The organism is Stenotrophomonas ginsengisoli (assembly GCF_001431485.1).
Lineage (GTDB): Bacteria > Pseudomonadota > Gammaproteobacteria > Xanthomonadales > Xanthomonadaceae > Stenotrophomonas > Stenotrophomonas ginsengisoli.
In genome coordinates this window covers 41,766-63,901 of sequence record NZ_LDJM01000021.1, presented here as the reverse complement: position 1 = coordinate 63,901, position 22,136 = coordinate 41,766, and the positions used below count along the sequence as shown (strand labels likewise).

Sequence of the window (22,136 nt, the reverse complement as noted above, 5' to 3'; positions counted from 1 at the left end):
TTGAAACAATCAGCTGAAGGCGTTGCTCAGGACATCGTTCAACTGATCGAAAAGGTTGGTGAAAAAGGTGCGCAGGGCCGGGCCGGCAATGACGACCAGGGCGCCGGCAACCACGGCAGCCAGCAGGCCGTATTCCAGAGCGGTCACGCCGTCTTCTTCATGCAGGAACCGCTTCGTGGCTTTGATGATGTTCATGCTTGTTCTCCGTCGATAAGGTCATGCTGCGATTGGCAGACACTGCTGCAAAGCAGGGCGAGTGGGCCTTGTGCCGATGGCGTTTGCGACCTTTCGAACTCCCCCTGTGCAGGCATGCCTGTGGCGCCTGCAAGATGAACGCTGACAGAATGAATGTGAAGAAGATGCGCACAAATTCAGACCTGAACCGACTGTCACGCAATTTTGTGCGTTGCGTCTAAAACATGCGGCATCGCATCGATTCGCCGGCGTAGTTTTGCATCCTCTACACCTGGGTGCGTGGTAAACACCGGGCATGCGTGAATCCCATCACGCCAGGGGAATTCAGTGACCACGGGCCAGGGTGCCTGGTGGTTGCTGTGGGGAAATCGATGTCGCTTCCTTGTGACAATTTCAATGAATTGGCTTCCTTCGAGCTGAGCTCGCTGGAGTCGGTCTTGCGTGTGTGTGACTGCGAATTGGTCCTGCTCGATGGCAATGCACCGCGCTCGGCATTGCAATCGCATGTGCATGACGGTGCCTTGATCGGCAGGGTCGCGTTGGGCATGCGTGTGCGTGGCCGCTTCGTGCTGCCTTCGGACTGGGCCCTGCTGGCCTATGTCGAGACTGCCGATGAAGTGGTGTCCTGGTGTCATGGCATGCCCTTGGGGGCGGGCGCATTGATCACGGTGCTGCCGCAGGGGGCAGCAGAATTTTCCTTTTCCGAAGGCAGCTGCATCGTGTTCTGTCTGGTGCCGATGAGTCGTCTGCCTGCTGCTGGTGCGGTGTCTCCTTTGTTGCGTTCACCGGCCGGAATCCAGCCCGGCGTACGGCGGTACAAACCAGCCACGGATTTTTACCGCGATCTGGTGCAGCAACTTGCCGATACCGCATTGAGCGATGAAGTGGTGGATCAGCTCGTCGATCTGCATCTACAGGCCTCCACCGCGGCCGGCTACAACGATGGGCAGCTGTCATTGCGTACGCGACGCAGCCGTTACCTGGTGTTCCGCAAGGCCGAGGACTTCATGCGTGACAACCTGCGCAAGCAGATCTACATGCAGGAGTTGTGTGATGCCGCCGGTGTCAGTGAGCGCCTGCTGCGCTATGCCTTCGAGGACCTGACCGGTGTTTCGCCGAGCCGCTACCTGTCCTTGTTCCGCCTGTGCGAGGCGTGCCGGGCCTTGTCACAGGCCGATGTGATGAGCCAATCGGTCAAGTCGGTGGCGTTGAACTGCGGTCTGTGGGACCTGTCGCGCTTTGCCGACAGCTACCGTCGGGTTTTCGGTGAATTACCGCGCGAAACGCTGCAGCGAGGTGTGCCCGCGTTTTAAGTGATGACCGCGTGAATTGCCGATTATGCGCATACGCTTGCCGCAACTGGTCATGACCTTGCCGTATGCGCCTGTCGGTGTGCCACATCGGTGCAGTTGCAGGCGGCGCTGATTGATTGAATGTCCTCCAAGGCTGTCGGGGCAGCCATCTGAGGAGGCAACAAATGAACCGCATCTACAAGCTGGTCTGGAATCCGCAACTGCGTGCCATGGTCGTCGCTTCGGAGCTGGCCAGTGGCCAGGGCCGTGCAAGCGCCGCCAGCTCACCGGTTGCACCGCGTCTGGCCTTGCTCAGCGCGGCCTGCGGCATGGCATTGATGGCCACCGCGTTCGGTGCACGGGCGCAACAGGCTGAACTGGCCGACCTGCAGAATCTGGTCGCCCGTTACAGCCAGCCGGTGGAGGACCTCTCGGCCCTGGTGGCCCGGGCCTCGGGAACGGCACAGGTATCGGCCAGTGCCAGCATGGCGCCGGCAAGTGTGAGCGTGTCGGCCAATGTGGCTGTCAGCGCCCAGGCCAGCGTGCGTGCCACGCCCGCGCTGCCGGTGGTGCGCAAGGTGCGTCATGCAGGCCTGTCGGTGACTCCGGCGGTGCAGGTGCAGACGGTGGCCAGCGCACTGGCCAATGCCTCGGTCGGGACGGCGGGCCTGCAGCCGGGCAACACCGGTATCGCCTCGTCGCTGAGCGCGGTCTCTGAATCCCTGGCTGGTTCGGGTACCGGCCAGGCCGGTGCGCCGGCCGGTCGCCTGTTGGCCGCCCTGCGTCCGCGTGATCCGGCCATCGACAACCGTACCAATCCGGTTCGCGAAGGTCTGGTCACCGTGGTCGGCCTGGTCGAGGATGGCACCGGCAAGCTGCTGGACAAGACCCATCTGGGTCAGGTGGCTTCGGGTCTGCTGGATGGTGTCGGCAGCGTTGTGGCCGGTGTCGGCAATGTGGCAGGGGCCGTGGTGGGCGGTCTGACCGGCTCGCAGGCGCTGGCAGGTACGGTGACCGGTTTGACCGATGCCGTGGACGGCGGCCTGTCGGCGGTGGGGGACAACCTGGAAGACACCAACCTGGCCGGGGTGGTCGGTGCGGTCGGCGGCACGGTCCACAATGCCGGCAATGCCGTGGTCGGCGGGCTGACCAACACGGTTGGCGGTGTGACCGGCTCGACCACGCAAGTGGCCGGGCTGACCGGTGTTGTCGGTGGCCTGACCGGTGGGCTGAGCAATGGCCTGGCCAACACCGTCGGTTCGCTGACCGGCAATGTCGCACCGTCATCGGTGATGGTCACCCCGATGGCCCTGCAACCGGGCGACCCGCGGCTGGTCCCGGGTGGCAGCCGCACTTCCGGTCTGGTGGTGGGTACCGGTGGTCTGGTCGGCACCGTGGGCACGCTGCTGGGGCCGACCCTGCAGGACCTGCTCGGCGGTGATGGCTATGTGCGCAATGGCGACACCGCCATCAATTCGGCCAATATCGTCCAGGCCTATTCGGTGACCAATGTGCTGGGCCTGCCGGTGGTCAATCTGAGCCCGGTCGGTACCTTGCTCGATGGTCTGGGTGGGGTGACCACTGGTTCCAATTCGCACCTGACCGTGCTCGGCGGCGCCACCTCGGACAGCTACATCTACAACATCAACAATGGCGACCCGAACGGTCTGCTCGGTCTGGTCCTGCCTGACAGCGCACCGGCCTGGGCCCAGTCCTGCTTGAATGTGCTTGGCCTGGCCTCCATTGACTGCTGGGCAGTCAATGCTGCGCAGGATTACCAGGTGCTGATCGGTGATGGCGCCTATGCCAACGGTTCCAAGGAAGTGGTGATCGGCACCAATGCGCGTCACCAGCTGCCGCTGGCCGATGCGAACGATGTCTTCACCGGTAACGGCGTCAATGATCCGACCAACCCCACCGGTGTGCCGACCGCCGATTACGATGCCCGCCTGGGTCACTCGGTGGTGATCGGCGACAACGCCCTGGGTACTGCCAATGCACAGACCCTGATCGGTGCCGGTGCCACCTCGGACAAGGCCAACTCGGTGGCACTGGGCTTCAAGTCCAATGCCAGCCGTGGCGGCATGGACAACTACAGCGCCTATGGCCTGACGGCGGCGCAGACCTCGATCGGCGAAGTGGCGGTGGGTTCGGCCGGGCGTGAGCGCCAGATCACCCATGTCGCTGCCGGCAGTGGCGATACCGATGCGGTCAATGTGGCCCAGCTGCGCAGTGCGATCAGCACGGTGAGCGTGGGCAGCAATCCGTTCTCGGTGCTGTATGCCGACAATGGTGCTGGGGCACCGGATTACACCCGCATCGCCCTGGGCGACGGCACGGCCGCCACCACCATCAGCAACCTCGCCGATGGCGAGGTGAGTGCCGGCAGCAGCGAAGCGGTCAACGGCGCCCAGCTGCATGGCACCGCCGACAGCCTGGCCGCAGCCCTGGGTGGCAATGCCGCCGTCAATGCCGATGGCACGGTCTCCGCACCCACCTATACCCTGAGCAGCGTGGCTGCCGATGGCAGCACCAGCACCGGCGACTACAACGATGTCGGCAGTGCGTTTGACGCGATGGATCAGTCGATCAACAACATCAACACCACGGTCACCAATGGCCTGGCCGGTGCGGTGCGCTACGACACCGACGCCAGCGGCGCGGTGGACTTTGGTCAGGTGACCTTTGGCGATGGCAACGGCCCGACCCGCCTGACCAATGTGGCTGATGGTGCCGTGGCAGCCGGCAGCAGCGATGCGGTGACCGGTTCCCAGCTGCATGCTGCCAGTGCCAGTGTGGCCACCAACTTCGGTGGTGGCAGTGCGATCGCCGCTGATGGCAGCGTGACCGCCCCGACCTACACCCTGACCTCGGTGGCCGCCAACGGCAGCACCAGCAGTGCCGACTACAACGATGTCGGCAGTGCCTTCGATGCGGTGGACCAGTCGATCACCAACATCAACACCAGCATCACCACGGGCCTGGCCGGTGCGGTGCGCTATGACATCGATGCCAGCGGTGCGGTGGACTACAGCCAGGTGACCCTGGGTGATGGCAACGGCCCGACCCGTCTGACCAACGTGGCCGATGGCAGCGTGGCGGCCGGCAGCAGCGATGCCCTGACCGGTGCCCAGCTGTACAGCAATGCCAGCAGTGTGGCCGCGGTGATCGGCGCCGGTGCCGGCGTGGATGCCAATGGCAACCTGACGGCGCCGAGCTTTGCCATCACCAGCATTGATGCCAGCCTGGGCCGTACCACGGGCAACTACAGCGACGTCGGCACCGCCTTCAGCGCCATGGATGCCTCGATCAACAACGTTGCCAACAACCTGAGCGTGGCCATTGGTGGCGCCGTGCTGTATGACCGCGATGCTGCCGGGGCGGTGGATTACACCCGGGTCACCTTTGGTGATGGCAATGCTCCGACCCTGCTGACCAATGTGGCCGCTGGCAGCGTGCTGGCCGGCAGCGCCGATGCGGTGACCGGTGGCCAGCTGCATGGCAATGCCAGCAGTGTGGCAGCCCACCTGGGTGGTGGCGCGGCGGTCGCGGCGGATGGTTCGGTGACGGCACCGACCTACGCGTTTGATACCGTCGATGGCAACGGCAACCTGGTGGCTGGCAGCTACAGCGATGTCGGCAGCGCCTTTGATGCGGTCGGCCAGTCGATCCGCAACATCTTCAACAACGGTACCGGTGCCACCGATCCGCTGGCCGTGCGTTACCTGGCAGATGCCCAGGGCAACCCGAGCAACCTGCTGCGCCTGACCGGCAGTGGCAGCGGCGCAGTGAGCATCACCAACCTGGCTGCCGCCCAGGTGGTGGCCGGCAGTACCGATGCGGTCAATGGTGACCAACTGGCTGCCACCAATGCAGCTCTGTCCACGTATCTGGGCGGCACCACCAGCTTTGATGGCAGCAGCAATGCATGGGTCGGGCCGACCTTTGCCCTGACCACCGTGGCTGCCGATGGCACCCTGTCCACCAGTACCTTCAACGATGTCACGGCGGCCTTCAACTCGGTCAGCCAGTCGTTGACCAACATCAGCAATGTGCCGCCGGGCACGCCCTCGACCACCCCCAGCCCGTACCTGGACGTCAACTCCACCGGTGCCCCGGCACAGGCAACCGGCAGTGAGGCCATCGCCTTGGGCTCGGCCGCGAGCAGTGATGGCCAGGCAGCCGTGGCCATCGGCCAGGGTGCCAGCGCCAGTGCGGCCAACAGCGTCGCACTGGGTGCCGGTTCGGTGGCGGACCGGGCCAACACGGTATCGGTGGGTGCAGCTGGCGATGAGCGTCAGATCACCCACGTGGCCGATGCCAGCCAAGCTACCGATGCGGTCAACCTGCGTCAGCTGCAGGCCTCGCAGCAGGGCACGGTGCGTTATGACCAGAACACCGACGGCAGCACCAACTACAACAGCATCACCCTGGGCCAGACCAGCAGCGGCCCGGCCCTGGTGCGCAATGTCGCGGCAGGTGTGAGCTCCACCGATGCGGTCAATGTCGGCCAGATGCAGGCCGGGTTGGATCAGGTCAAGGACTGGTCGCGCAATTACACCGATGACCGCTTCAACAGCGTCAGCCGTGACATGCGTGACATCGACAACCGCGCCTCGGCCGGTATCGCTTCGGCGATGGCCATGGCCGGTCTGCCGCAGCCCTACGAGGCGGGTCGCAGTATGGCCTCGTTCGCCGCCAGCAGCTTCAACGGTGAAGGCAGCATCGCGGTGGGCATCTCCGGTGTCAGTGAGGGTGGCCGCTGGATCTACAAGCTCAGCGGCTCGGCCAATACCCGCGGCGATGGCGGTGTGACCGTCGGTGCCGGCATCCAGTGGTGATATCTGCCCGGGGCGCTGCACAGGCAGCGCCCCGGCCAACTTCAGGTGGGGGACTTATGAAAAAGATCATCGGCATTGCAGCAATCCTGGCCCTGGCCGGTTGTGCCTCATCAGGCGCCAGTCAGGCCGGCTTTCCGGATGTGGCCAAGGCATATCCGGCAGGAGGTACTTACGTCAACCTGGACGACCTGCGCCAGTACAGCGAGGGCATGAGCAAGGACCAGCTCTATCGCTTGCTGGGGACACCGCACTTCAGCGAAGGGATGTGGGGAGTGCGGCAATGGAATTATGTGTTCAACCTGCGGCCGTCCCTCGGGGCTGCGCCGTTGACCTGTCAGTTCCAGGTCCATTTTGACGCTGCCGGTATGGCCACTGGGCATGCCTGGCAGCCAACCAGTTGCGGCGCCTTGCTCCAGCCTCCCCCGGCAGCTCCATCCCCGCCTCCTCCGGCTCCGGTGAGCAAGGCGCCGCTCCGTCTGTCTGCTGATGCGTTGTTCGCGTTTGACAGTGCCGAGCTTTCCAGTGGCGGACATCAATCGCTGGACAGCGCCCTGGCAGGCAAGCTGGACGATGTGCGTGAGTTGAAGGTCGTGGGATACACCGATCGCATCGGCAGCGCCGAGTACAACCTGAATCTGTCCCGCCAGCGTGCCGAAGCGGTGCGTCAGTACCTGATTGGCCGTGGCGTCGCGTCCGGTTCGATCCAGGCAGAGGGGCGTGGCATGGCCGAGCCCATCGTGCAGTGTGACCAGCGCCAGCGTCAGGCCCTGGTGGCTTGCCTGGCGCCCAATCGCCGGGTGGAAATCTCCGGGATTGCCGAGTCATAAGCCACCGGCGGCGTTTTCTCGACGCTGCCCGGCGCCAATCTCCCCCTTGGCGTCGGGCAGTGGTCGATCAGGGCACAATGGTGGGCTACCGCCCTGGCTGACCTGCAATGCGCGTCCGAGCAATGAACCGCTTCTCTCTCCCGGCTGCCGTTATGGCGGCCGCTTTTTTTGTGCTGGCCCTGCTGGTGGCAGTCCTGGTTGTGCCCGGCTACCAACCCACGCAGCACCCGCCGGCCCTGCTCGGCAGTTTGCCGGAAGGCGCAGGCATGGGGTTCCGCTGGATGCTGTTCATCGTGCCGGGTCTGATGCTCGGTGCCAGTGCGCTGTGCCTGCCAGGCACACTGCTGGGCAACCGCGCCGGAAGGATCGGCCAGCATCTGGGGGTGATTGCAGCACTGGGTTTCATGCTGATGGGCGTGCTCGGGGTGGGTCTTGAGGGGGCATTGGAGTCAGCCATGCGTGGCCAGGCCCTGGCATGGTTGTTGTGGCTGGCCGCTGCGGTGGCAGCCTGCGTGGCCGTGGCCACCAGTCTGGCCCTCCAAGGGCAGCGAAGGCCGGCAGTGCTGTCATTGCTGGCGGGCGGGCTGCTGGCGGGCTTGAGTCTTTTGCCGGTGCCCGGGCTGGCTGCGCCCCTGGCCCAGCCACTGGCCTGGCTGTTGTGGATGGGCTGGGCGGCCGGCCTGGCGCGGCTGGGCGCGCCGCTGCGCCCCGGTTCTGCCGGGAGTGCGGGTTAATCCCTTGTCGGTCAATGACATGCGTTGCCGCATCGAGGCTGGATTGGTAGCCCTTGCGGCACTGCGGTAACCTTTACGGTTTGTTGCCGTCCAAGCACCGGTCCATGTCCAACGTAGAAAACAGCGCCTACGACCCGCAGCAGGTCGAATCCACCGCCCAGTCCTTCTGGGAGGCCAGCCGTGCGTTCGAGGTAAGCGAAACCACGGACAAGCCCAAGTACTACTGCCTGTCGATGCTGCCGTACCCGTCCGGTGCACTGCACATGGGCCATGTGCGCAACTACACCATTGGTGACGTGATCAGCCGCTACAAGCGCATGACCGGCTTCAATGTGCTGCAGCCGATGGGCTGGGATGCCTTCGGCCTGCCGGCCGAGAACGCGGCGATCAAGAACAAGACCGCGCCGGCCAAGTGGACCTACGCCAACATCGCCCACATGCGCAGCCAGCTCAAGTCGCTGGGCTATGCCATCGACTGGACCCGTGAATTTGCCACCTGCACTCCGGACTACTACGTCCACGAGCAGCGCATGTTCACCCGCCTGATGCGCAAGGGCCTGGCCTACCGCCGCAACTCGGTGGTGAACTGGGACCCGGTGGACAACACCGTGCTGGCCAACGAGCAGGTCATTGATGGCCGTGGCTGGCGCTCCGGCGCGCTGGTGGAAAAGCGCGAGATCCCGCAGTGGTTCCTGCGCATCACCGATTACGCCCAGGAACTGCTGGATGGCCTGGATGAGCTGGACGGCTGGCCGGAATCGGTCAAGACCATGCAGCGCAACTGGATCGGCCGTTCCGAAGGTCTGGAAATCGAATTCCAGGTGCGTGATGCCGCCGGCACCGCACTGGAGCCGCTGCGCGTGTTCACCACCCGTCCGGACACCCTGATGGGCGTGAGCTTTGTCTCCATCGCCGGTGAGCACCCGCTGGCCCAGCATGCGGCCAAGGCCAACCCGGCCCTGGCCGAGCTGCTGGCCGAGCTCAAGCAGGGCGGGGTGTCCGAAGCCGAGCTGGAGACCCAGGAAAAGCGCGGCATGGATACCGGCCTGAAGGCGATCCATCCGGTCACCGGCGCCGAAGTGCCGGTGTGGGTGGCCAACTTCGTGCTGATGGGCTACGGCACCGGCGCGGTGATGGCGGTGCCTGGCCATGACCAGCGCGACTTTGAATTTGCCAGCAAGTACAACCTGCCCAAGCAGCAGGTCATTGCCCTGGTCGAGCCGCGCAACGACGAGGAGCGCAGCTGGTCGGCCGATGAATGGAAGGATTGGTACGGCGACAAGACCCGTGCCACCGAGCTGGTCAATTCGGCCGAGTTCGATGGCCTGGACTTCCAGGGCGCCTTCGAGGCACTGGCCGAGCGTTTCGAGCGCAAGGGCCAGGGCCAGCGCCGGGTCAACTACCGCCTGCGCGATTGGGGCGTGAGCCGCCAGCGTTACTGGGGCTGCCCGATTCCGGTGATCTACTGCAACAACTGCGGTGCGGTGCCGGTGCCGGAAGACCAGCTGCCGGTGCTGCTGCCCGAGGACGTGGTGCTGGAAGGCACCGGCTCGCCGATCAAGGCCGACCCGGAGTGGCGCAAGTGCCAGTGCCCGGAATGCGGAAGCGATGCCGAGCGCGAGACCGACACCTTCGACACCTTCATGGAGTCCAGCTGGTACTACGCCCGCTACACCTCCCCGGGTGCCCGTGAAGCAGTGGACAAGCGCGGCAACTACTGGCTGCCGGTGGACCAGTACATCGGCGGCATCGAGCACGCGATCCTGCACCTGATGTATTTCCGTTTCTTCCACAAACTGCTGCGTGATGCGCGCATGGTGGACAGCAACGAGCCGGCCAGGAACCTGCTGTGCCAGGGCATGGTCATCGCCGAGACCTTCTACCGCGAGCTGCCCAACGGCGGCAAGGACTGGTTCAATCCGGCCGATGTGGATGTGGTGCGCGACGAACGTGGCCGCATCACCGGTGCCACCCTGCGTGCCGACGGCGCGCCGGTGGTGATCGGCGGCGTGGAAAAGATGTCCAAGTCCAAGAACAATGGCGTGGACCCGCAGGTGATGGTCGGCAAGTACGGTGCTGATACCGTGCGCCTGTTCTCCATGTTCGCCGCGCCGCCGGAGCAGTCGCTGGAGTGGAACGAGGCCGGCGTGGACGGCATGGCGCGCTTCCTGCGCCGTCTGTGGGCGCTGGTGGCCAAGCATGCCGATGCCGGCGTGGTGGCGGGCAAGGTGGATGTGGCCAGCCTGACCGGGCCGCAGAAGGACCTGCGTCGCAAGCTGCATGAAACCATCGCCAAGGTCGGTGACGACTATGGCCGCCGCTACAGTTTCAATACCGCCATTGCCGCGGTGATGGAGCTGCTCAACGTGCTGGGCAAGACCGACGACGCCTCCGACAATGGCCGTGCCCTGCGTCAGGAAGCGCTGGAGGCAGTGGTGTTGCTGCTCAACCCGATCACCCCGCACGCCTGCCATGCCCTGTGGCAGCAGTTGGGTCATGCCGAAGCCCTGCTGGAAGACATGGCCTTCCCGCAGGCCGATGCACAGGCCCTCAAGCGTGATGCGTTGACCCTGGCTGTCCAGGTCAACGGCAAGCTGCGTGGCACCATCGAGGTGGCGGCCGATACCAGCCGCGAGCAGATCGAGGCGCTGGGCCTGGCCGAGCCGAACGTGGCCAAGTTCCTGGATGGCCTGAGCGTGCGCAAGGTGATCATCGTGCCGGGCAAGATCGTCAACATCGTCGCGGCCTGACCGCTGCCGGCGCCTGCACGCCTTGCGTTCACACAGCAACGGGCACCTTGGGTGCCCGTTGCTGCTTTCGTCAGCCTGCTTCACACTGATGCCATGAATCGATTGCTGATCAGCCTCCTCGTTGCCGCCGGCCTGGCCGGGTGCGGCTTCCATCCGCGCAATGCCCTGATGCTGCCTGCCGACGTGCCGGCGGTGCAGGTCACTTCCAATGTGCCCTACAGCGAGCTGAGCAAGCTGCTGGAGCGCAACCTGCGCGCCTCCGGTGCGCAGATCATCACCAGTGCCGGCGATGATGCCGACCCGGGCAAGGTCGAACTGGCCGCCGACGCCGCCCGCCTGCAGGTGCTGTCCGAGCGCTGGGGCGATTTGCCGATCGCCATCGATGGCCAGGGCCGTGCGCAGGAATACCGCATGCGCTATGCGGCGATCTTCGTGTTCAAGCGGGCCGACGGCACCGACCTGGTGCCGCAGCAGGTGATCGAGCTGTCGCGCGACTATGTTGCCCCGCCGACCGATGCCACCGGCACCACCACCGAGCGTGAAATCCTGGCCACCGAGCTGCGCCGCGAAATGGCGGCCTCGATCCTGCGCCGGATCGACGGGGTGGTGCGCTCCCAGGCAGCCAAGGGCACCCTGGATGTGCGTCAGGGCGAAGATGCACCGACACGCTGATGCTGCGGTGTCCATCCCGGCCGGGGTGGGCTGATGGAACTGCGACCGGAGCAGCTGGCCGAGCTGGCTGCTGACAAACCGCTGGCGCCGGTGTACCTGATTGCCGGCCCGGAGCGCCTGCGGGTGCTGGAGGCGGCCGATGGCGTGCGTCAGGCCGCCCGTGGTCAGGGTATCGCCGAGCGCGAGGTATTCCAGGCCGATGCACGCGAGTTTGACTGGAGCCAGCTGTCGGCCGGCTTCAATGCGCCCAGCCTGTTCTCGCCGCGCCGCCTGGTCGAGCTGCGCCTGCCCAGTGGCAAGCCGGGCAAGGAAGGCAGCGAGGTGCTGCGCCAGTTCTGCGAACAGCCGCCTGATGACGTGGTGCTGCTGGTCACCGCCGAGGAATGGAGTCGCGCCCATCAGCAGGGCAAGTGGTTCGAGGCGGTGATGCGCACCGGGGTGGTGGCCGTGGCCTGGGCGATCAAGCCGCATGAACTGCCTGATTGGATCGAGCGTCGCCTGCGCCGTCATGGCCTGCGCGCCGAACGCGATGCGGTGATGCTGCTGGCCGAGCGGGTGGAGGGCAATCTGCTGGCCGCCGCGCAGGAAATCGACAAGCTGGTGCTGCTGGCCCAGGGCAAGACCCTGGATCTGGCCACGATGCAGGATCTGGTGGCCGAGTCGGCCCGTTATGACGTATTCCGCCTGCTCGAGGCTTGCCTGTCCGGGCAGGCCGATGCCGTGCTGCGCATGCTGGCCGGCCTGCGTGGTGAAGGTGAGCAGGTGGCCGGATTGCTGCCAATGGTGATCCGCGAGCTGCTCGCCGCCGCCGGTCTGGCCCAGGTGTCGGCCGCCGGCGGCAACCTGGCCGCCGAATTCAAGGCGCGCGGGGTCTGGGAGGCAAGGCAGGCGCCGTACCGGCGGGCGCTGGACCGGCATGCCGATCCCAGGCGCTGGGAACGGTTGCTGGCTGAAGCCTCGCGGGTAGACCGGATGGCCAAGGGCCGTCTGGACGGCGACCCCTGGCTGGGCCTGGAGCGTTTGCTGCTGGCCGTGGCAGCGGCACCGGCGGCGCGCCTGCTGGCCCGCAGCAGCCCGGGCGCATGAGTCGCGGGACGGACCGGCTGCCGGTCTACTACGGCGGCACCTTCGATCCGATCCACAATGCGCACCTGGCCATCGCCATCGGTGCACGTGATGCGTTGCATGCCCGGGTACACCTGGTGCCGGCAGCCGACCCCCCACACCGGGCCGTGCCCGGTGCCAGTGCTGCGCAACGCGCGCAGATGGTGGCTCTGGCCATTGCCGGCCAGCCTGGGCTGGCGCTGGACCGGATCGAACTGGAGCGCGCCGCCCGCCTGCAGGGGCGGCCGTCCTACACCGTGGATACGCTGCAGCAGCTGCGCCAGCAGCTGGGCCCCGAGCAGCCATTGGCCTGGCTGATCGGGGGTGACAGCCTGGCCGGGCTGGCTGGCTGGCACCAATGGCAGCGTTTGTTCGCCCTGGCCCACATCATCGTGGTCGGCCGGCCGGGCAACCTCCTGCCGGAGGTGTTGCCGACGGACCTGGCTGCGCAGGTCGCCGGAGGCCGCTGGTGCATGGATGCGCAGCAGCTGCATGCCCGGCCCGGCGGCTGCCTGTATCCTTTGCCGCTGCCCTTGCGCGAGGGCTCGGCCACGGCCGTGCGCTCGGCCGTGGCTGGTGGGCAAGCGGTCGATGGACTGGTACCGCCGGCAGTGGCGGCCTACATCGACGCGCACAAGCTGTACCGCTTCCATGCTGGCTGAACGCGCAGCAAGGCCTGGCAGCCTATAATCCCCCCATTGAATCCCAAGAGTTCTGCCGCTTTGAGTACCGAAGCCCAAGTCATCAAGACCGAAATCCCCAATCCGCCGCCGTCGGTGCCGCAGCTGCTGGCTGCTGCCGTGGACGGCCTGGAGTCGCTCAAGGCCAAGGACATCGTCCAGATCGACGTGCGCGGCAAGTCCAGCGTCGCCGATTTCATGGTGATCGCCGCCGGGACCTCGACCCGTCACGTCAAGTCCATTGCCGACGAGGTGGTGCGCTTTGCCAAGAACCTGGGCGTGATGCCGCTGGGTGTTGAAGGTGACCGCGAGGCCGAATGGGTGCTGGTGGACCTGGGCGACGTGCTGGTGCACGTGATGCTGCCGCGCGTGCGTGAGCTGTATGCACTGGAGCGTCTGTGGTCGGTGGGTGATGCCCGTCAGGCCGATCCGGAAGATCCCAACCAGACCGGTGACGACAACGCGGCCTGAAAGGCGCCGTTGCGTTGATCCAGACGGCGCCGAAAGGCGCCGTTGTCATTGAACAAGGAGCACGGCGATGAAGGCCAAGTTGATCGCCACCGGCGAGCGTGCCCCGGCCTGGGTGGCGCAGGGATTTGCCGATTACCAGAAGCGCCTGTCGCACTGGTTGCCGCTGGAGCTGGTCGAGGTCGAGCCCGGCCTGCGCGGCAAGGGGCGTGACCCGAAGCGCGCAATCGAGGAAGAGGGCAAGCGGGTACAGGCGGCCATTGCCAAGGGCGCCTATGTGGTGGCGCTGGATGTGCCGGGCAAGCAACTGTCTTCGGAGCAGCTGGCCGTGCGCATGGAGCACTGGCGTGGCCAGGGGCGCGACATGGTGTTCCTGATCGGAGGCCCGGAAGGGCATGCGCCGGATGTGGTGGCGCTGGCCGATGAGAAATGGTCGATCGGCCCGCTGACCCTGCCGCACATGATGGTGCGCCTGATCGTGGTCGAGCAGCTCTACCGCGCCTGCGCCATGCTGGCCAACCATCCCTACCACCGTGCCTGAGCCGTATGGCGTCGATGACGGAAATTTTTGCCTGCAAGCCTTGCGCGATGTGAAAACCTGACGTTACAATTTGCGCCCCCGCCCGAATAGCTCAGCCGGTTAGAGCACTTGACTGTTAATCAGGGGGTCGTTGGTTCGAGTCCAACTTCGGGCGCCAAATTTGAAAAACCCGTTGCGCAAGCAGCGGGTTTTTTGTTGTCCGGCGTACGCAGTTTGCCGGTGCTGGCGGTGTGCGGCCGGGAGTGCGGATATCACCATGGCAGGCAAAAAAGACTTACCTAAATGCGAAAACCAGTGTAAAGTGCGCGCTCCGCCCGAATAGCTCAGCCGGTTAGAGCACTTGACTGTTAATCAGGGGGTCGTTGGTTCGAGTCCAACTTCGGGCGCCAGATTTGAAAAACCCGCTACGCAAGTAGCGGGTTTTTTGTTGTGCGCATGGCGCTGGCATCACTCGATGCGGAAATTGATCGGCACCAGGCCTTGGGCAGGGATGTGCTGGCCATCGCGCTGGGCCGGGGCAAAGCGCCAGTGGCGCAGTACCTGCCGGCGTGCGGCCTGGTCGAGCAGGCGATGGCCGCTGCTGCGTTCGATCTCCACCGCGCTGACCTTGCCGCTGACATCGATGCTTACCCGCAACAGCACCTCACCCTGCTGGCGTTGCTGCAGGGCCTGGGGCGGATAGGGCGGTGGCGGCGACTGCAGGACCTGCAACGCGCTGTGGGCCGTGCCCGTGCTGTCCAGGCTGAGCGGCTCGGCCGGGCTGCCCTGGATCTGGGTGGGGGTCAGGGCCAGGGCGGCGGCGGCAACCACGGCCGGATCCACGGTATCCACAACCACCGGGATGCTCTGTGGCAGGGGGACCGAATGCGGGGTGGATTGCGGAGGAGCCGGGGTGTGACGCACCAGCTCGGGCGGTGCTGGCGGCGGTGGAACGGGCGGCTGGGCCTGCTGCCACTGCACCTGGATGCGCTCGGTTGCCGGCGCCGGTGTGCCCTGGTTGGCCAGCGGCATCAACAACAGGCCGAATGCAGCCAGATGGATGGCGATGGCCAGGCTGGTGGCTGCGATGCGCTGCGGCTGCAGGGCAGTGGTCGCGGTGGGGCTGGGTGCGGCGTGGGTCATGGCAACCTCCTTCCTTGTTGGTGGAGTACTGCTCACGGCGATGAAGGCCGTGGACCCACGTTGCCTGTACGCGTGCGCCGGCGGCAAGTTGCTGCCGCCGGTGCGTTTTGCCTTTGCTCAGATTGGGCTCAGCGGCCCAGCTCGAACACCACGTCCAGCTGCACCTGGATGCTGCTCTGGCCGGCCGCCACCGGGGTGTCCATTTCCATCTTGGCAGCACCGCGCATGGCCATCATCGGCATCGGCATGCCGCCGCCCCCGCTTTCCTGCAGGCTGATCACCCGGCGCACCTTCAGGCCCAGCTCGCTGGCATAGGTATCAGCCTGCTGGCGCGCCTTGCGCAGGGCTTCAACCCGGGCCTGCTGGTACAGTGGTTCGGGTTGGTCGATGGCAAAGCTGGGGCCGTTGATCTGGTTGGCGCCCTGCGCGGCCAGGGCATCCAGGACCCGGCCCAGGCGGCCAAGATCGCGGACCTTGATGTTCACCCCGTTGCTGGCCTGGTAGCCCTGCAGCTGCGGCGGCTGGTTGTCGGCGTAGTGGTATTGCGGGTTCAGGCTGATGCCACTGGTCTGGATGTCGCGCTCGGCGATGCCGGCCGCCTTGAGGGCGGCCATCACCTGTTGCATCTGCTCGGCATTGCGGCGCAAGGCCAGGTTGCTGTCCTTGTCCTGGGTGAGCACGCCGGCATTGATCATGGCCACGTCCGGCACCGCACTGGCCTGGGCGCTGGCATGGATGGTCAGCACCGTGGCATCGGCGGCCACCGGAACCGGGGCCAGGCTCTGGGCCAGGACACTGGCCGGGGCCAGGGCCAGCATCAGGCCCAGGCAGAGGGAGGTGTGGAGCAGGCGCATGGTCGACTTCCTGTGTGGTGATGGCGGTAGAGGATGACGCTGACCGGCTGCCCATGAATGGGCAGTGAGTCACAGCCGGCAGCGTACGGTGGCAGCGTTGGAGTCAGCCCCCGCAGGTTATGCTTGCACGATGCTCTATCTTGCCTCCCGCTCGCCGCGACGTATCGACCTGCTTGGCCGCCTGGGCGTGCCTTTCACTGCCCTGGACCTGGAGGTGGAGGAGGTGCGCACGGCCACCGAAACCCCGCTGGAGTACGTGTGCCGGGTGGCCGCGGACAAGGCCCGCGCCGGCCTGGCCGGGCTCATGCCGTCAGCACAGCCGTGCTGGGTGCTGGGCTCGGATACCGAGGTGGTACTGGGCGACCAGGTCTATGGCAAGCCGGCCGATGCCGCCGATGCGCAGGCCATGCTGGCCAGCCTGGCCGGGCGTACCCACCAGGTCATCACCGCGGTGGCCCTGGTCGGCAGCAATGGTGCGGCCGAGGTCATCACGGTGACCAGCGAGGTCAGTTTCGAAGCCATGGATGCGGCCGCGATCGCCGCCTATGTGGCCACCGGCGAGCCGATGGGCAAGGCCGGTGCCTATGCGATCCAGGGCCAGGCCGAGCGTCATGTCAGCCGCCTGTGTGGCAGTTTTTCGGGGGTAATGGGCCTGCCGTTGCAGCAGACTGCGCAGTTGCTGCAACGCCATGGCCTGCAGGCAGTGTCGTGACCACATCAGGGGACGTTTGATGTCTGAAGAGATTTTGATCAACGTCACCCCACGCGAGACGCGTGTGGCGGTGATCGAGAACGGCATGCTGCAGGAGCTGCACATCGAACGTGGCTGGCGCCGCGGGGTGGTGGGCAACATCTACAAGGGGCGGGTGCAGCGGGTGATGCCCGGGATGCAGGCCGCCTTCGTCGAGGTCGGGCTGGAACGTGCCGCGTTCCTGCACGCCAATGACGTGATCCGCCCGGTCCCGGCCGAGAGCGAGGACGCGGCCGCCGATGTGGTGGTCAACCCGCCCAGTGCCTCGATCGTGGAGCTGCTGCGCGATGGCCAGGACGTGGTGGTGCAGGTGGTCAAGGACCCGATCGGCACCAAGGGCGCGCGCCTGACCACCCAGATCTCGATTCCTTCGCGCTACATGGTGCTGCTGCCGCAGTCGCGCGTGGTCGGGGTCTCGGCGCGGATCGAGGACGATGCCGAACGTGCCCGGCTCAAGCAGCTGGTGACCGAACTGTCGGCCCAGCACGGCGGCCATGGCTACATCGTGCGCACCAATGCCGAGGGCCAGCCGGCCGAGGCCATTGCCGAAGACATGGCCTACCTGTCGCGGGTCTGGAACGTGGTGGCCCGGCGTGGCCGCGAAGCCGAGCCGCGCAGCATCATCTACGAGGACCTGAGCCTGCCGCAGCGGGCCATCCGCGACCTGATCCGGCGTGACGTGGACAAGGTCAAGGTCGACTCGGCCGAGACCTTCGAGCAGCTGCAGGCCTTCGTGGCCAAGTACATGCCGCCGCTGGCCGAAAAGCTGGAGCTGTATACCGGTGACCGCCCGATCTTTGACATGTTCGGGGTCGAGGACGAGATCGGCCGTGCACTGGACAAGCAGGTGCCGCTCAAGAGCGGCGGCTACCTGGTGATCGACCAGACCGAGGCGATGACCACCATCGATGTGAACACCGGTTCCTTCGTCGGCCAGCGCAACCTGGAGGAAACCGTCTTCCGCACCAATCTGGAAGCGGCCCAGGCCGTGGCCCGCCAGCTGCGCCTGCGCAACCTGGGCGGGATCATCATCATCGACTTCATCGACATGCTCGACCCGGAGCATCGCCGCCAGGTGCTGCGCACCCTGGAAAAGTCGCTGACCCGCGACCATGCCAAGACCACGGTGTATGACTTCTCGCCGCTGGGCCTGGTGGAGATGACCCGCAAACGCACGGTGGAAAGCCTGGAGCGCCAGCTCTCCGAACCCTGCCCGGAATGCTCCGGCCGCGGTTCGATCAAGACTGCCGAAACGGTGACTTACGAGATCTTCCGCGAGATCACCCGCGCGGTGCGCCAGTTCGATGCGGTGCGCCTGCTGGTGATTGCCTCGCCCAAGGTGGTGGCGCGCATCACCGAGGAAGAGTCGGCCGCGGTGGCCGAGCTGGAGGAATTCCTGGGCAAGAGCATCCAGTTCCAGGCCGACGAGCAGTACCTGCAGGAGCAGTTCGATGTGGTCCTGCTGTAAGCACCCGGGACACGGGGCAGGCTGATGGGGCACTTGGCAGTCACGCGCCGCCGGCTCGGGCGCGCGCTGTTGTATGGCGTGCTGGCGTGGCTGTTGCTGTGGGCCGTGCTGGTGGGGCTGGCGGCGGCGGTGCTGCCGCGCATTGCCTGGTCGCCGCAGGCGGTGGGGCAGTGGCTGGGTGAGCGTGCCGGCATGCCGGTGCAGGTGGCGGCCGTGCGCTCGCACTGGACCCGCCGTGGGCCGGTGCTGGAGCTGCAGGGCCTGGCCCTGGGCGAGGGCGGGCAGCTGCAGGTGGGCCGGGCCCGTCTGCAACTGGCCATCTATACCGGCCTGCTGCCCGACCAGGCCCTGACCCAGGTCCAGCTGGACGGGCTGGACCTGCAATTGCGGCGTCTGGCCGATGGGCGCTGGCAGGTTGATGGCCTGGCCAGCACCCGCCAGGGCCAGGGCGATCCGCTGGATGCGCTGTCGCGCCTGGGCGAGATCCAGGTCAGCGGCGCGCGCCTGGCCATCGACGCGCCGGACCTGCAGCTGCAGCGCCGGATCGAGCGGGTGGACCTGCGCCTGCGCATCAATGGCGAGCGCCTGCGTGCCGGTGTGCGTGGCTGGCCGGGGCCGGATGACCAGCCGCTGGCAGCGGTGGTGGATATCGATCGGCGTCGCGGCGATGGACAGATCTGGCTCGGCGCGCGCGCGCTGGACCTGGCCAGCTGGCAGCCGTTGCTGCGTCTTGACGGTGCCACCCTGGCCGATGGGGGCGGCAAGGCATCGGTGTGGCTGGATATCAGCCAGTGGCAGTTGCAGCAGGCACGTGCCGAGGTGGCGCTGCAGCAGTTGCGCCTGCGCGGCGCCGGCGGGCAAAGCCTGGCCTTGAGCACGGTGGAAGTGCAGGGGCGCTGGCTGCGCCAGGGCGACGGCTGGCAGTTGCAGCTGCCGCGCCTGCGCATTGACGAAGAAAAAATGGATGGCCTGCAGCTGGCCTGGGGGGAGCAGATCCGTCTGCAGGCCCCGCGCTTGGCCCTGGGGCCCTGGTTGCAGGTCCTGGCCCTGAGCGAGCAGGTGCCGGCCAGCACCCGCCACTGGTTGCGCCAGGCCCGCCCGCAGGTGGAGCTGCAGCAGGTGCAGTGGCAGGGCGCGGCGCAGGGGCGCTGGCGTGGCCAGGCCGAGCACGTGCAATTGGGTTTTGCTGCCGTCGGTGGCGCGCCTGGCCTGCAGGGCCTGGCCGGCCAGGTACAGGCCGACGAACAGGGCATCGAAGTGGTGCTGGACAGCCAGCGGCAGGTGCAGCTGGACTGGCCCACCGGCTTTGGCGTGACCCATCAGCTGCGCCTGGATGGGCGTATCGGCATCTGGCCGGAGGCGAAGGATTGGCGGGTGGCCAGCAGTGCGTTGCGGGTCCAGGGCACCGACTACGGCGCCTGGTTGCGTGGTGGCATGCGCTTCCATGCCGACGGGCGCCTGCCACGGCTGGATCTGGCGGCCGACCTGGATGATGCGCCGATGACCGCGGCCAAGCGCTTCTGGGTGCGCTCGAAGATGAGCCAGGGCGCCATCGACTGGCTCGATGCGGCCCTGGTCGGCGGCCATGTGCGTGATGGCCAGGGCCTGGTCAGTGGTGAGCTGGGCAACTGGCCGTTTGATGACAACGATGGCCGTTTCGAGGCGCGCGCGCGCATCGATGACGGCGTGGTCCATTTTGCCGACGGCTGGCATGACCTGTCCGCCGTCGATGGTGAGGTGGCTTTTGTCGGCCCGGGCTTTGAGCTCAGCGGCCGTGGCCAGCTCGGTCAGGTGCAGGTGCCGGCCTTCAGTGCCAACATCGCCCGTTTCGGCCAGCCGCTGCTGCAGGTGCGCGCGCAGGGCCGTGGCCAGGCGGCCGGGTTGCTGGAACTGCTGCAGCACAGCCCGCTGCATGCCGAGTACGGCTCCACCCTGGATGCCCTCAGTGCGCAGGGCCCGGCCCAGGTGCGTTTCAGCCTGGATCACGCGCTCGGGCGCGGTGCGGCCCGGGTTGCCGGCACGGTCGACCTGGAGGGTGTGCGCCTGGCCGACCGGCGCTGGAACCTGCAGCTGGACCAGGTGCGCGGCCAGGCCGAATACGGCAACAAGGGGTTTTCCGCCCCGGCGCTGCAGGGCAGCCTGCAGGGCGCGCCGATGAGTGTGTCACTGCGTGCCGGTGGCTACACCCAGGACAGCAGCCAGGCCTTCCAGGCCCGCTTTGATGGCGAGCAGGCCATCACCGACCTGCTGGCCCGGGCACCGGAGCTGATCTGGCTGGGACGTTATCTGCAGGGCCGCTCGCACTGGCAGATCGGCGTGGATGTGCCCCGCGACGCGGGCACTGCCGGGCAGCCGATGGCCGTGCTCAACCTGGCCTCTTCGCTGCAGGGCACGCAGATGTTGCTGCCGGCGCCGTTGGCCAAGGCGGCGTCAGCTTCCTTGCCCACGCGGGTACGGGCACCGCTGCCGATGGGCAGCGGCCCGGTGGAAATCGGTTTCGGCCAGCGCCTGGGCCTGCAGGTGGAGTCACGCGCTGCCGGCACCGCGGTCCTGGCCACCCTGGGCAGTGCGCGGGCACAGGGTGTGGTCCCCGACCACGGCCTGAAGGTCAATGGCAATACCGCGCGCCTGGATGCACTGGCCTGGCTGGCGGTGGCCAAGGGCGATGGCGCGGCAGACGATGCACAAGCCGGCGATGATGGCGATGGCCTGGTGCTGCGCGAGATCGACCTGCATGCCGAACAGCTGCTGCTGGCCGGCGGGCAGTTCGCCCGGACCCGTCTGCGCCTGACCCCGGGCAATGCCCGGGTCGCCGTGCAACTGGATGGGCCGACCCTGGCCGGGCACCTGGTGGTGCCCGATGCGCAGGGCGCCACCGTGGTAGGCAACCTGCAGCGCCTGCACTGGCAAACAGCCAGTGCCGATACGGCGGCTGGCCCGGCAGGCGGCCAGGACACGCCCTTCGACCCGGCATCGATCCCGCCGCTGGCCCTGGATGTGGAACAGCTGAAAATCGGCGAGCGTGCGCTGGGCAGTGCCCTGCTGCGCAGCCACCAGCTGGCCGACGGCCTGCAGCTGGATGTGCTGCAGCTGCGCAGCCCGGGCCAGTCCATCGATGTGCAGGGCAGCTGGCGTGGCACCGGGGCCCAGGCCCGCACCGCGCTGCAGGCGCAGGTCAACAGCCGCGATTTCGGCGCGCTGTCCGGCCAGCAGGGCCAGCTGCGGGGCGGCCAGGGACGTGTGGACCTGCAGGCGCAGTGGCCGGGCGGGCCGCAGGATTTTGCCCTGGCCCATCTGCAGGGCCGCTTGCAGCTCGATGCCCGCGATGGCCAGCTGCTGGAGGTGGAGCCCGGTGCCGGACGCGTACTGGGCCTGCTCAGCCTGACCCAGCTGCCGCGGCGCATGTTGTTTGATTTCCGCGACCTGTTCTCCAAGGGCCTGGCCTTCAACCAGGTCACCGCCGATGTGGCCTTCGGCCAGGGCATGGCGCGCACGCGCGACATCCAGATCGATTCATCGGCCGCGCAGATCCGCATCCATGGCCAGGCCGACCTGGCCGCGCAGACCTTCGACCAGACCGTGGAGGTCAACCCGCATTCGGGCAACCTGCTCACCGTGGTGGGCGCGGTAGCCGGCGGCCCGGTGGGTGCGGCTGTCGGTGCGGCGGCCAATGCGGTGCTGGCCAAGCCGCTGGGGGGCATCGGCGCCCGCACTTACCAGGTCACCGGGCCGTGGAAGGACCCGCAGGTGCAGGTGATCGAACGCAATTCCCAACGCGATGCCGCCAGCGCGCCCGATGCGCCGGTGGCCGCGCCAGCAACAACGATACGAGAGTGA

16 protein-coding genes and 2 tRNA genes are annotated in these 22,136 nt (G+C 66.7%); 15 read left to right on the top strand and 3 right to left on the bottom strand.

The window, feature by feature from the left end; genetic code table 11:
- Positions 1–9: 9 nt before the first annotated feature.
- Entirely contained in the window at positions 10–195 is a 186-nt protein-coding gene (locus ABB30_RS08755; RefSeq protein WP_057637920.1) for a Flp family type IVb pilin, read from the bottom strand.
- A gap of 371 nt (positions 196–566) precedes the next feature.
- On the opposite strand from ABB30_RS08755, the gene ABB30_RS08750 reads away from it, so the two are divergent.
- The 12 genes from ABB30_RS08750 (at position 567) to ABB30_RS08695 (ending at position 14,493) form a co-directional block, all read left to right on the top strand.
- A complete protein-coding gene (locus tag ABB30_RS08750; RefSeq protein ID WP_057637919.1) occupies positions 567–1,508 on the top strand; it encodes a helix-turn-helix domain-containing protein in 942 nt (313 codons plus the stop codon).
- Positions 1,509–1,672: 164 nt separating this feature from the next.
- Complete coding sequence (locus tag ABB30_RS08745; protein ID WP_057637918.1) at positions 1,673–6,328, top strand: ESPR-type extended signal peptide-containing protein; 4,656 nt, start codon at positions 1,673–1,675, stop codon at positions 6,326–6,328.
- A gap of 56 nt (positions 6,329–6,384) precedes the next feature.
- Positions 6,385–7,155, top strand: coding sequence for an OmpA family protein (locus ABB30_RS08740; RefSeq protein WP_057637917.1), 771 nt, complete (start codon positions 6,385–6,387; stop codon positions 7,153–7,155).
- A 152-nt stretch (positions 7,156–7,307) separates the two neighbouring features.
- A complete protein-coding gene (locus tag ABB30_RS16210; protein ID WP_057637916.1) occupies positions 7,308–7,889 on the top strand; it encodes a hypothetical protein in 582 nt (193 codons plus the stop codon).
- Between the two features lie 104 nt (positions 7,890–7,993).
- Entirely contained in the window at positions 7,994–10,639 is a 2,646-nt protein-coding gene (gene leuS, locus ABB30_RS08730) for a leucine--tRNA ligase (RefSeq protein WP_057637915.1), read from the top strand.
- Between the two features lie 93 nt (positions 10,640–10,732).
- The gene (locus tag ABB30_RS08725) at positions 10,733–11,311 is read left to right on the top strand and encodes an LPS-assembly lipoprotein LptE (protein ID WP_057637914.1); all 579 of its coding nucleotides are present in this window, start codon (positions 10,733–10,735) and stop codon (positions 11,309–11,311) included.
- Between the two features lie 33 nt (positions 11,312–11,344).
- Positions 11,345–12,397 carry a DNA polymerase III subunit delta gene (holA, locus tag ABB30_RS08720; protein ID WP_057637913.1) on the top strand — a complete coding sequence of 351 codons (1,053 nt, stop codon included), beginning with the start codon at positions 11,345–11,347 and terminating at the stop codon, positions 12,395–12,397.
- Entirely contained in the window at positions 12,394–13,077 is a 684-nt protein-coding gene (nadD, locus tag ABB30_RS08715) for a nicotinate-nucleotide adenylyltransferase (protein WP_057637912.1), read from the top strand. Before holA ends, nadD begins: the two co-directional genes overlap by 4 nt.
- A gap of 60 nt (positions 13,078–13,137) precedes the next feature.
- The gene (gene rsfS, locus ABB30_RS08710) at positions 13,138–13,566 is read left to right on the top strand and encodes a ribosome silencing factor (RefSeq protein WP_057637911.1); all 429 of its coding nucleotides are present in this window, start codon (positions 13,138–13,140) and stop codon (positions 13,564–13,566) included.
- A 67-nt stretch (positions 13,567–13,633) separates the two neighbouring features.
- Complete coding sequence (rlmH, locus tag ABB30_RS08705; RefSeq protein WP_057637910.1) at positions 13,634–14,104, top strand: 23S rRNA (pseudouridine(1915)-N(3))-methyltransferase RlmH; 471 nt, start codon at positions 13,634–13,636, stop codon at positions 14,102–14,104.
- A gap of 80 nt (positions 14,105–14,184) precedes the next feature.
- Positions 14,185–14,261 (top strand) — tRNA-Asn (locus tag ABB30_RS08700).
- Positions 14,262–14,416: 155 nt separating this feature from the next.
- A tRNA-Asn gene (locus ABB30_RS08695) sits at positions 14,417–14,493 on the top strand.
- A gap of 58 nt (positions 14,494–14,551) precedes the next feature.
- Here the strand turns inward: ABB30_RS08695 and ABB30_RS08690 are convergent.
- Both ABB30_RS08690 and ABB30_RS08685 read right to left on the bottom strand, forming a co-directional pair.
- The gene (locus tag ABB30_RS08690; protein WP_057637909.1) at positions 14,552–15,226 is read right to left on the bottom strand and encodes an energy transducer TonB; all 675 of its coding nucleotides are present in this window, start codon (positions 15,224–15,226) and stop codon (positions 14,552–14,554) included.
- A 128-nt stretch (positions 15,227–15,354) separates the two neighbouring features.
- Positions 15,355–16,080: an SIMPL domain-containing protein gene (locus ABB30_RS08685; RefSeq protein ID WP_057637908.1), complete on the bottom strand. Its 726-nt coding sequence runs from the start codon at positions 16,078–16,080 to the stop codon at positions 15,355–15,357.
- Positions 16,081–16,210: 130 nt separating this feature from the next.
- Here ABB30_RS08685 and ABB30_RS08680 point away from each other — a divergent pair, with 130 nt between their 5' ends.
- The 3 genes from ABB30_RS08680 to ABB30_RS08670 are packed head-to-tail and all read left to right on the top strand — an operon-like array spanning position 16,211 to position 22,136.
- Positions 16,211–16,792 (top strand): Maf family nucleotide pyrophosphatase, encoded by a 582-nt coding sequence (locus tag ABB30_RS08680; RefSeq protein ID WP_057637907.1) that lies wholly within the window; start codon positions 16,211–16,213, stop codon positions 16,790–16,792.
- 19 nt (positions 16,793–16,811) lie between these two features.
- The gene (gene rng / locus ABB30_RS08675; RefSeq protein ID WP_057637906.1) at positions 16,812–18,299 is read left to right on the top strand and encodes a ribonuclease G; all 1,488 of its coding nucleotides are present in this window, start codon (positions 16,812–16,814) and stop codon (positions 18,297–18,299) included.
- Positions 18,300–18,332: 33 nt separating this feature from the next.
- Positions 18,333–22,136 carry a YhdP family protein gene (locus ABB30_RS08670; protein WP_245626467.1) on the top strand — a complete coding sequence of 1,268 codons (3,804 nt, stop codon included), beginning with the start codon at positions 18,333–18,335 and terminating at the stop codon, positions 22,134–22,136.

Bases quoted from the DNA above. Each gene is read 5' to 3' on its own strand.
- ABB30_RS08755 (WP_057637920.1), bottom strand. From the start codon at position 195: ATGAACATCATCAAAGCCACGAAGCGGTTCCTGCATGAAGAAGACGGC.
- ABB30_RS08750 (WP_057637919.1), top strand. From the start codon at position 567: ATGTCGCTTCCTTGTGACAATTTCAATGAATTGGCTTCCTTCGAGCTG.
- ABB30_RS08745 (WP_057637918.1), top strand. From the start codon at position 1,673: ATGAACCGCATCTACAAGCTGGTCTGGAATCCGCAACTGCGTGCCATG.
- ABB30_RS08740 (WP_057637917.1), top strand. From the start codon at position 6,385: ATGAAAAAGATCATCGGCATTGCAGCAATCCTGGCCCTGGCCGGTTGT.
- ABB30_RS16210 (WP_057637916.1), top strand. From the start codon at position 7,308: ATGGCGGCCGCTTTTTTTGTGCTGGCCCTGCTGGTGGCAGTCCTGGTT.
- leuS (WP_057637915.1), top strand. From the start codon at position 7,994: ATGTCCAACGTAGAAAACAGCGCCTACGACCCGCAGCAGGTCGAATCC.
- ABB30_RS08725 (WP_057637914.1), top strand. From the start codon at position 10,733: ATGAATCGATTGCTGATCAGCCTCCTCGTTGCCGCCGGCCTGGCCGGG.
- holA (WP_057637913.1), top strand. From the start codon at position 11,345: ATGGAACTGCGACCGGAGCAGCTGGCCGAGCTGGCTGCTGACAAACCG.
- nadD (WP_057637912.1), top strand. From the start codon at position 12,394: ATGAGTCGCGGGACGGACCGGCTGCCGGTCTACTACGGCGGCACCTTC.
- rlmH (WP_057637910.1), top strand. From the start codon at position 13,634: ATGAAGGCCAAGTTGATCGCCACCGGCGAGCGTGCCCCGGCCTGGGTG.
- ABB30_RS08690 (WP_057637909.1), bottom strand. From the start codon at position 15,226: ATGACCCACGCCGCACCCAGCCCCACCGCGACCACTGCCCTGCAGCCG.
- ABB30_RS08685 (WP_057637908.1), bottom strand. From the start codon at position 16,080: ATGCGCCTGCTCCACACCTCCCTCTGCCTGGGCCTGATGCTGGCCCTG.
- ABB30_RS08680 (WP_057637907.1), top strand. From the start codon at position 16,211: ATGCTCTATCTTGCCTCCCGCTCGCCGCGACGTATCGACCTGCTTGGC.
- rng (WP_057637906.1), top strand. From the start codon at position 16,812: ATGTCTGAAGAGATTTTGATCAACGTCACCCCACGCGAGACGCGTGTG.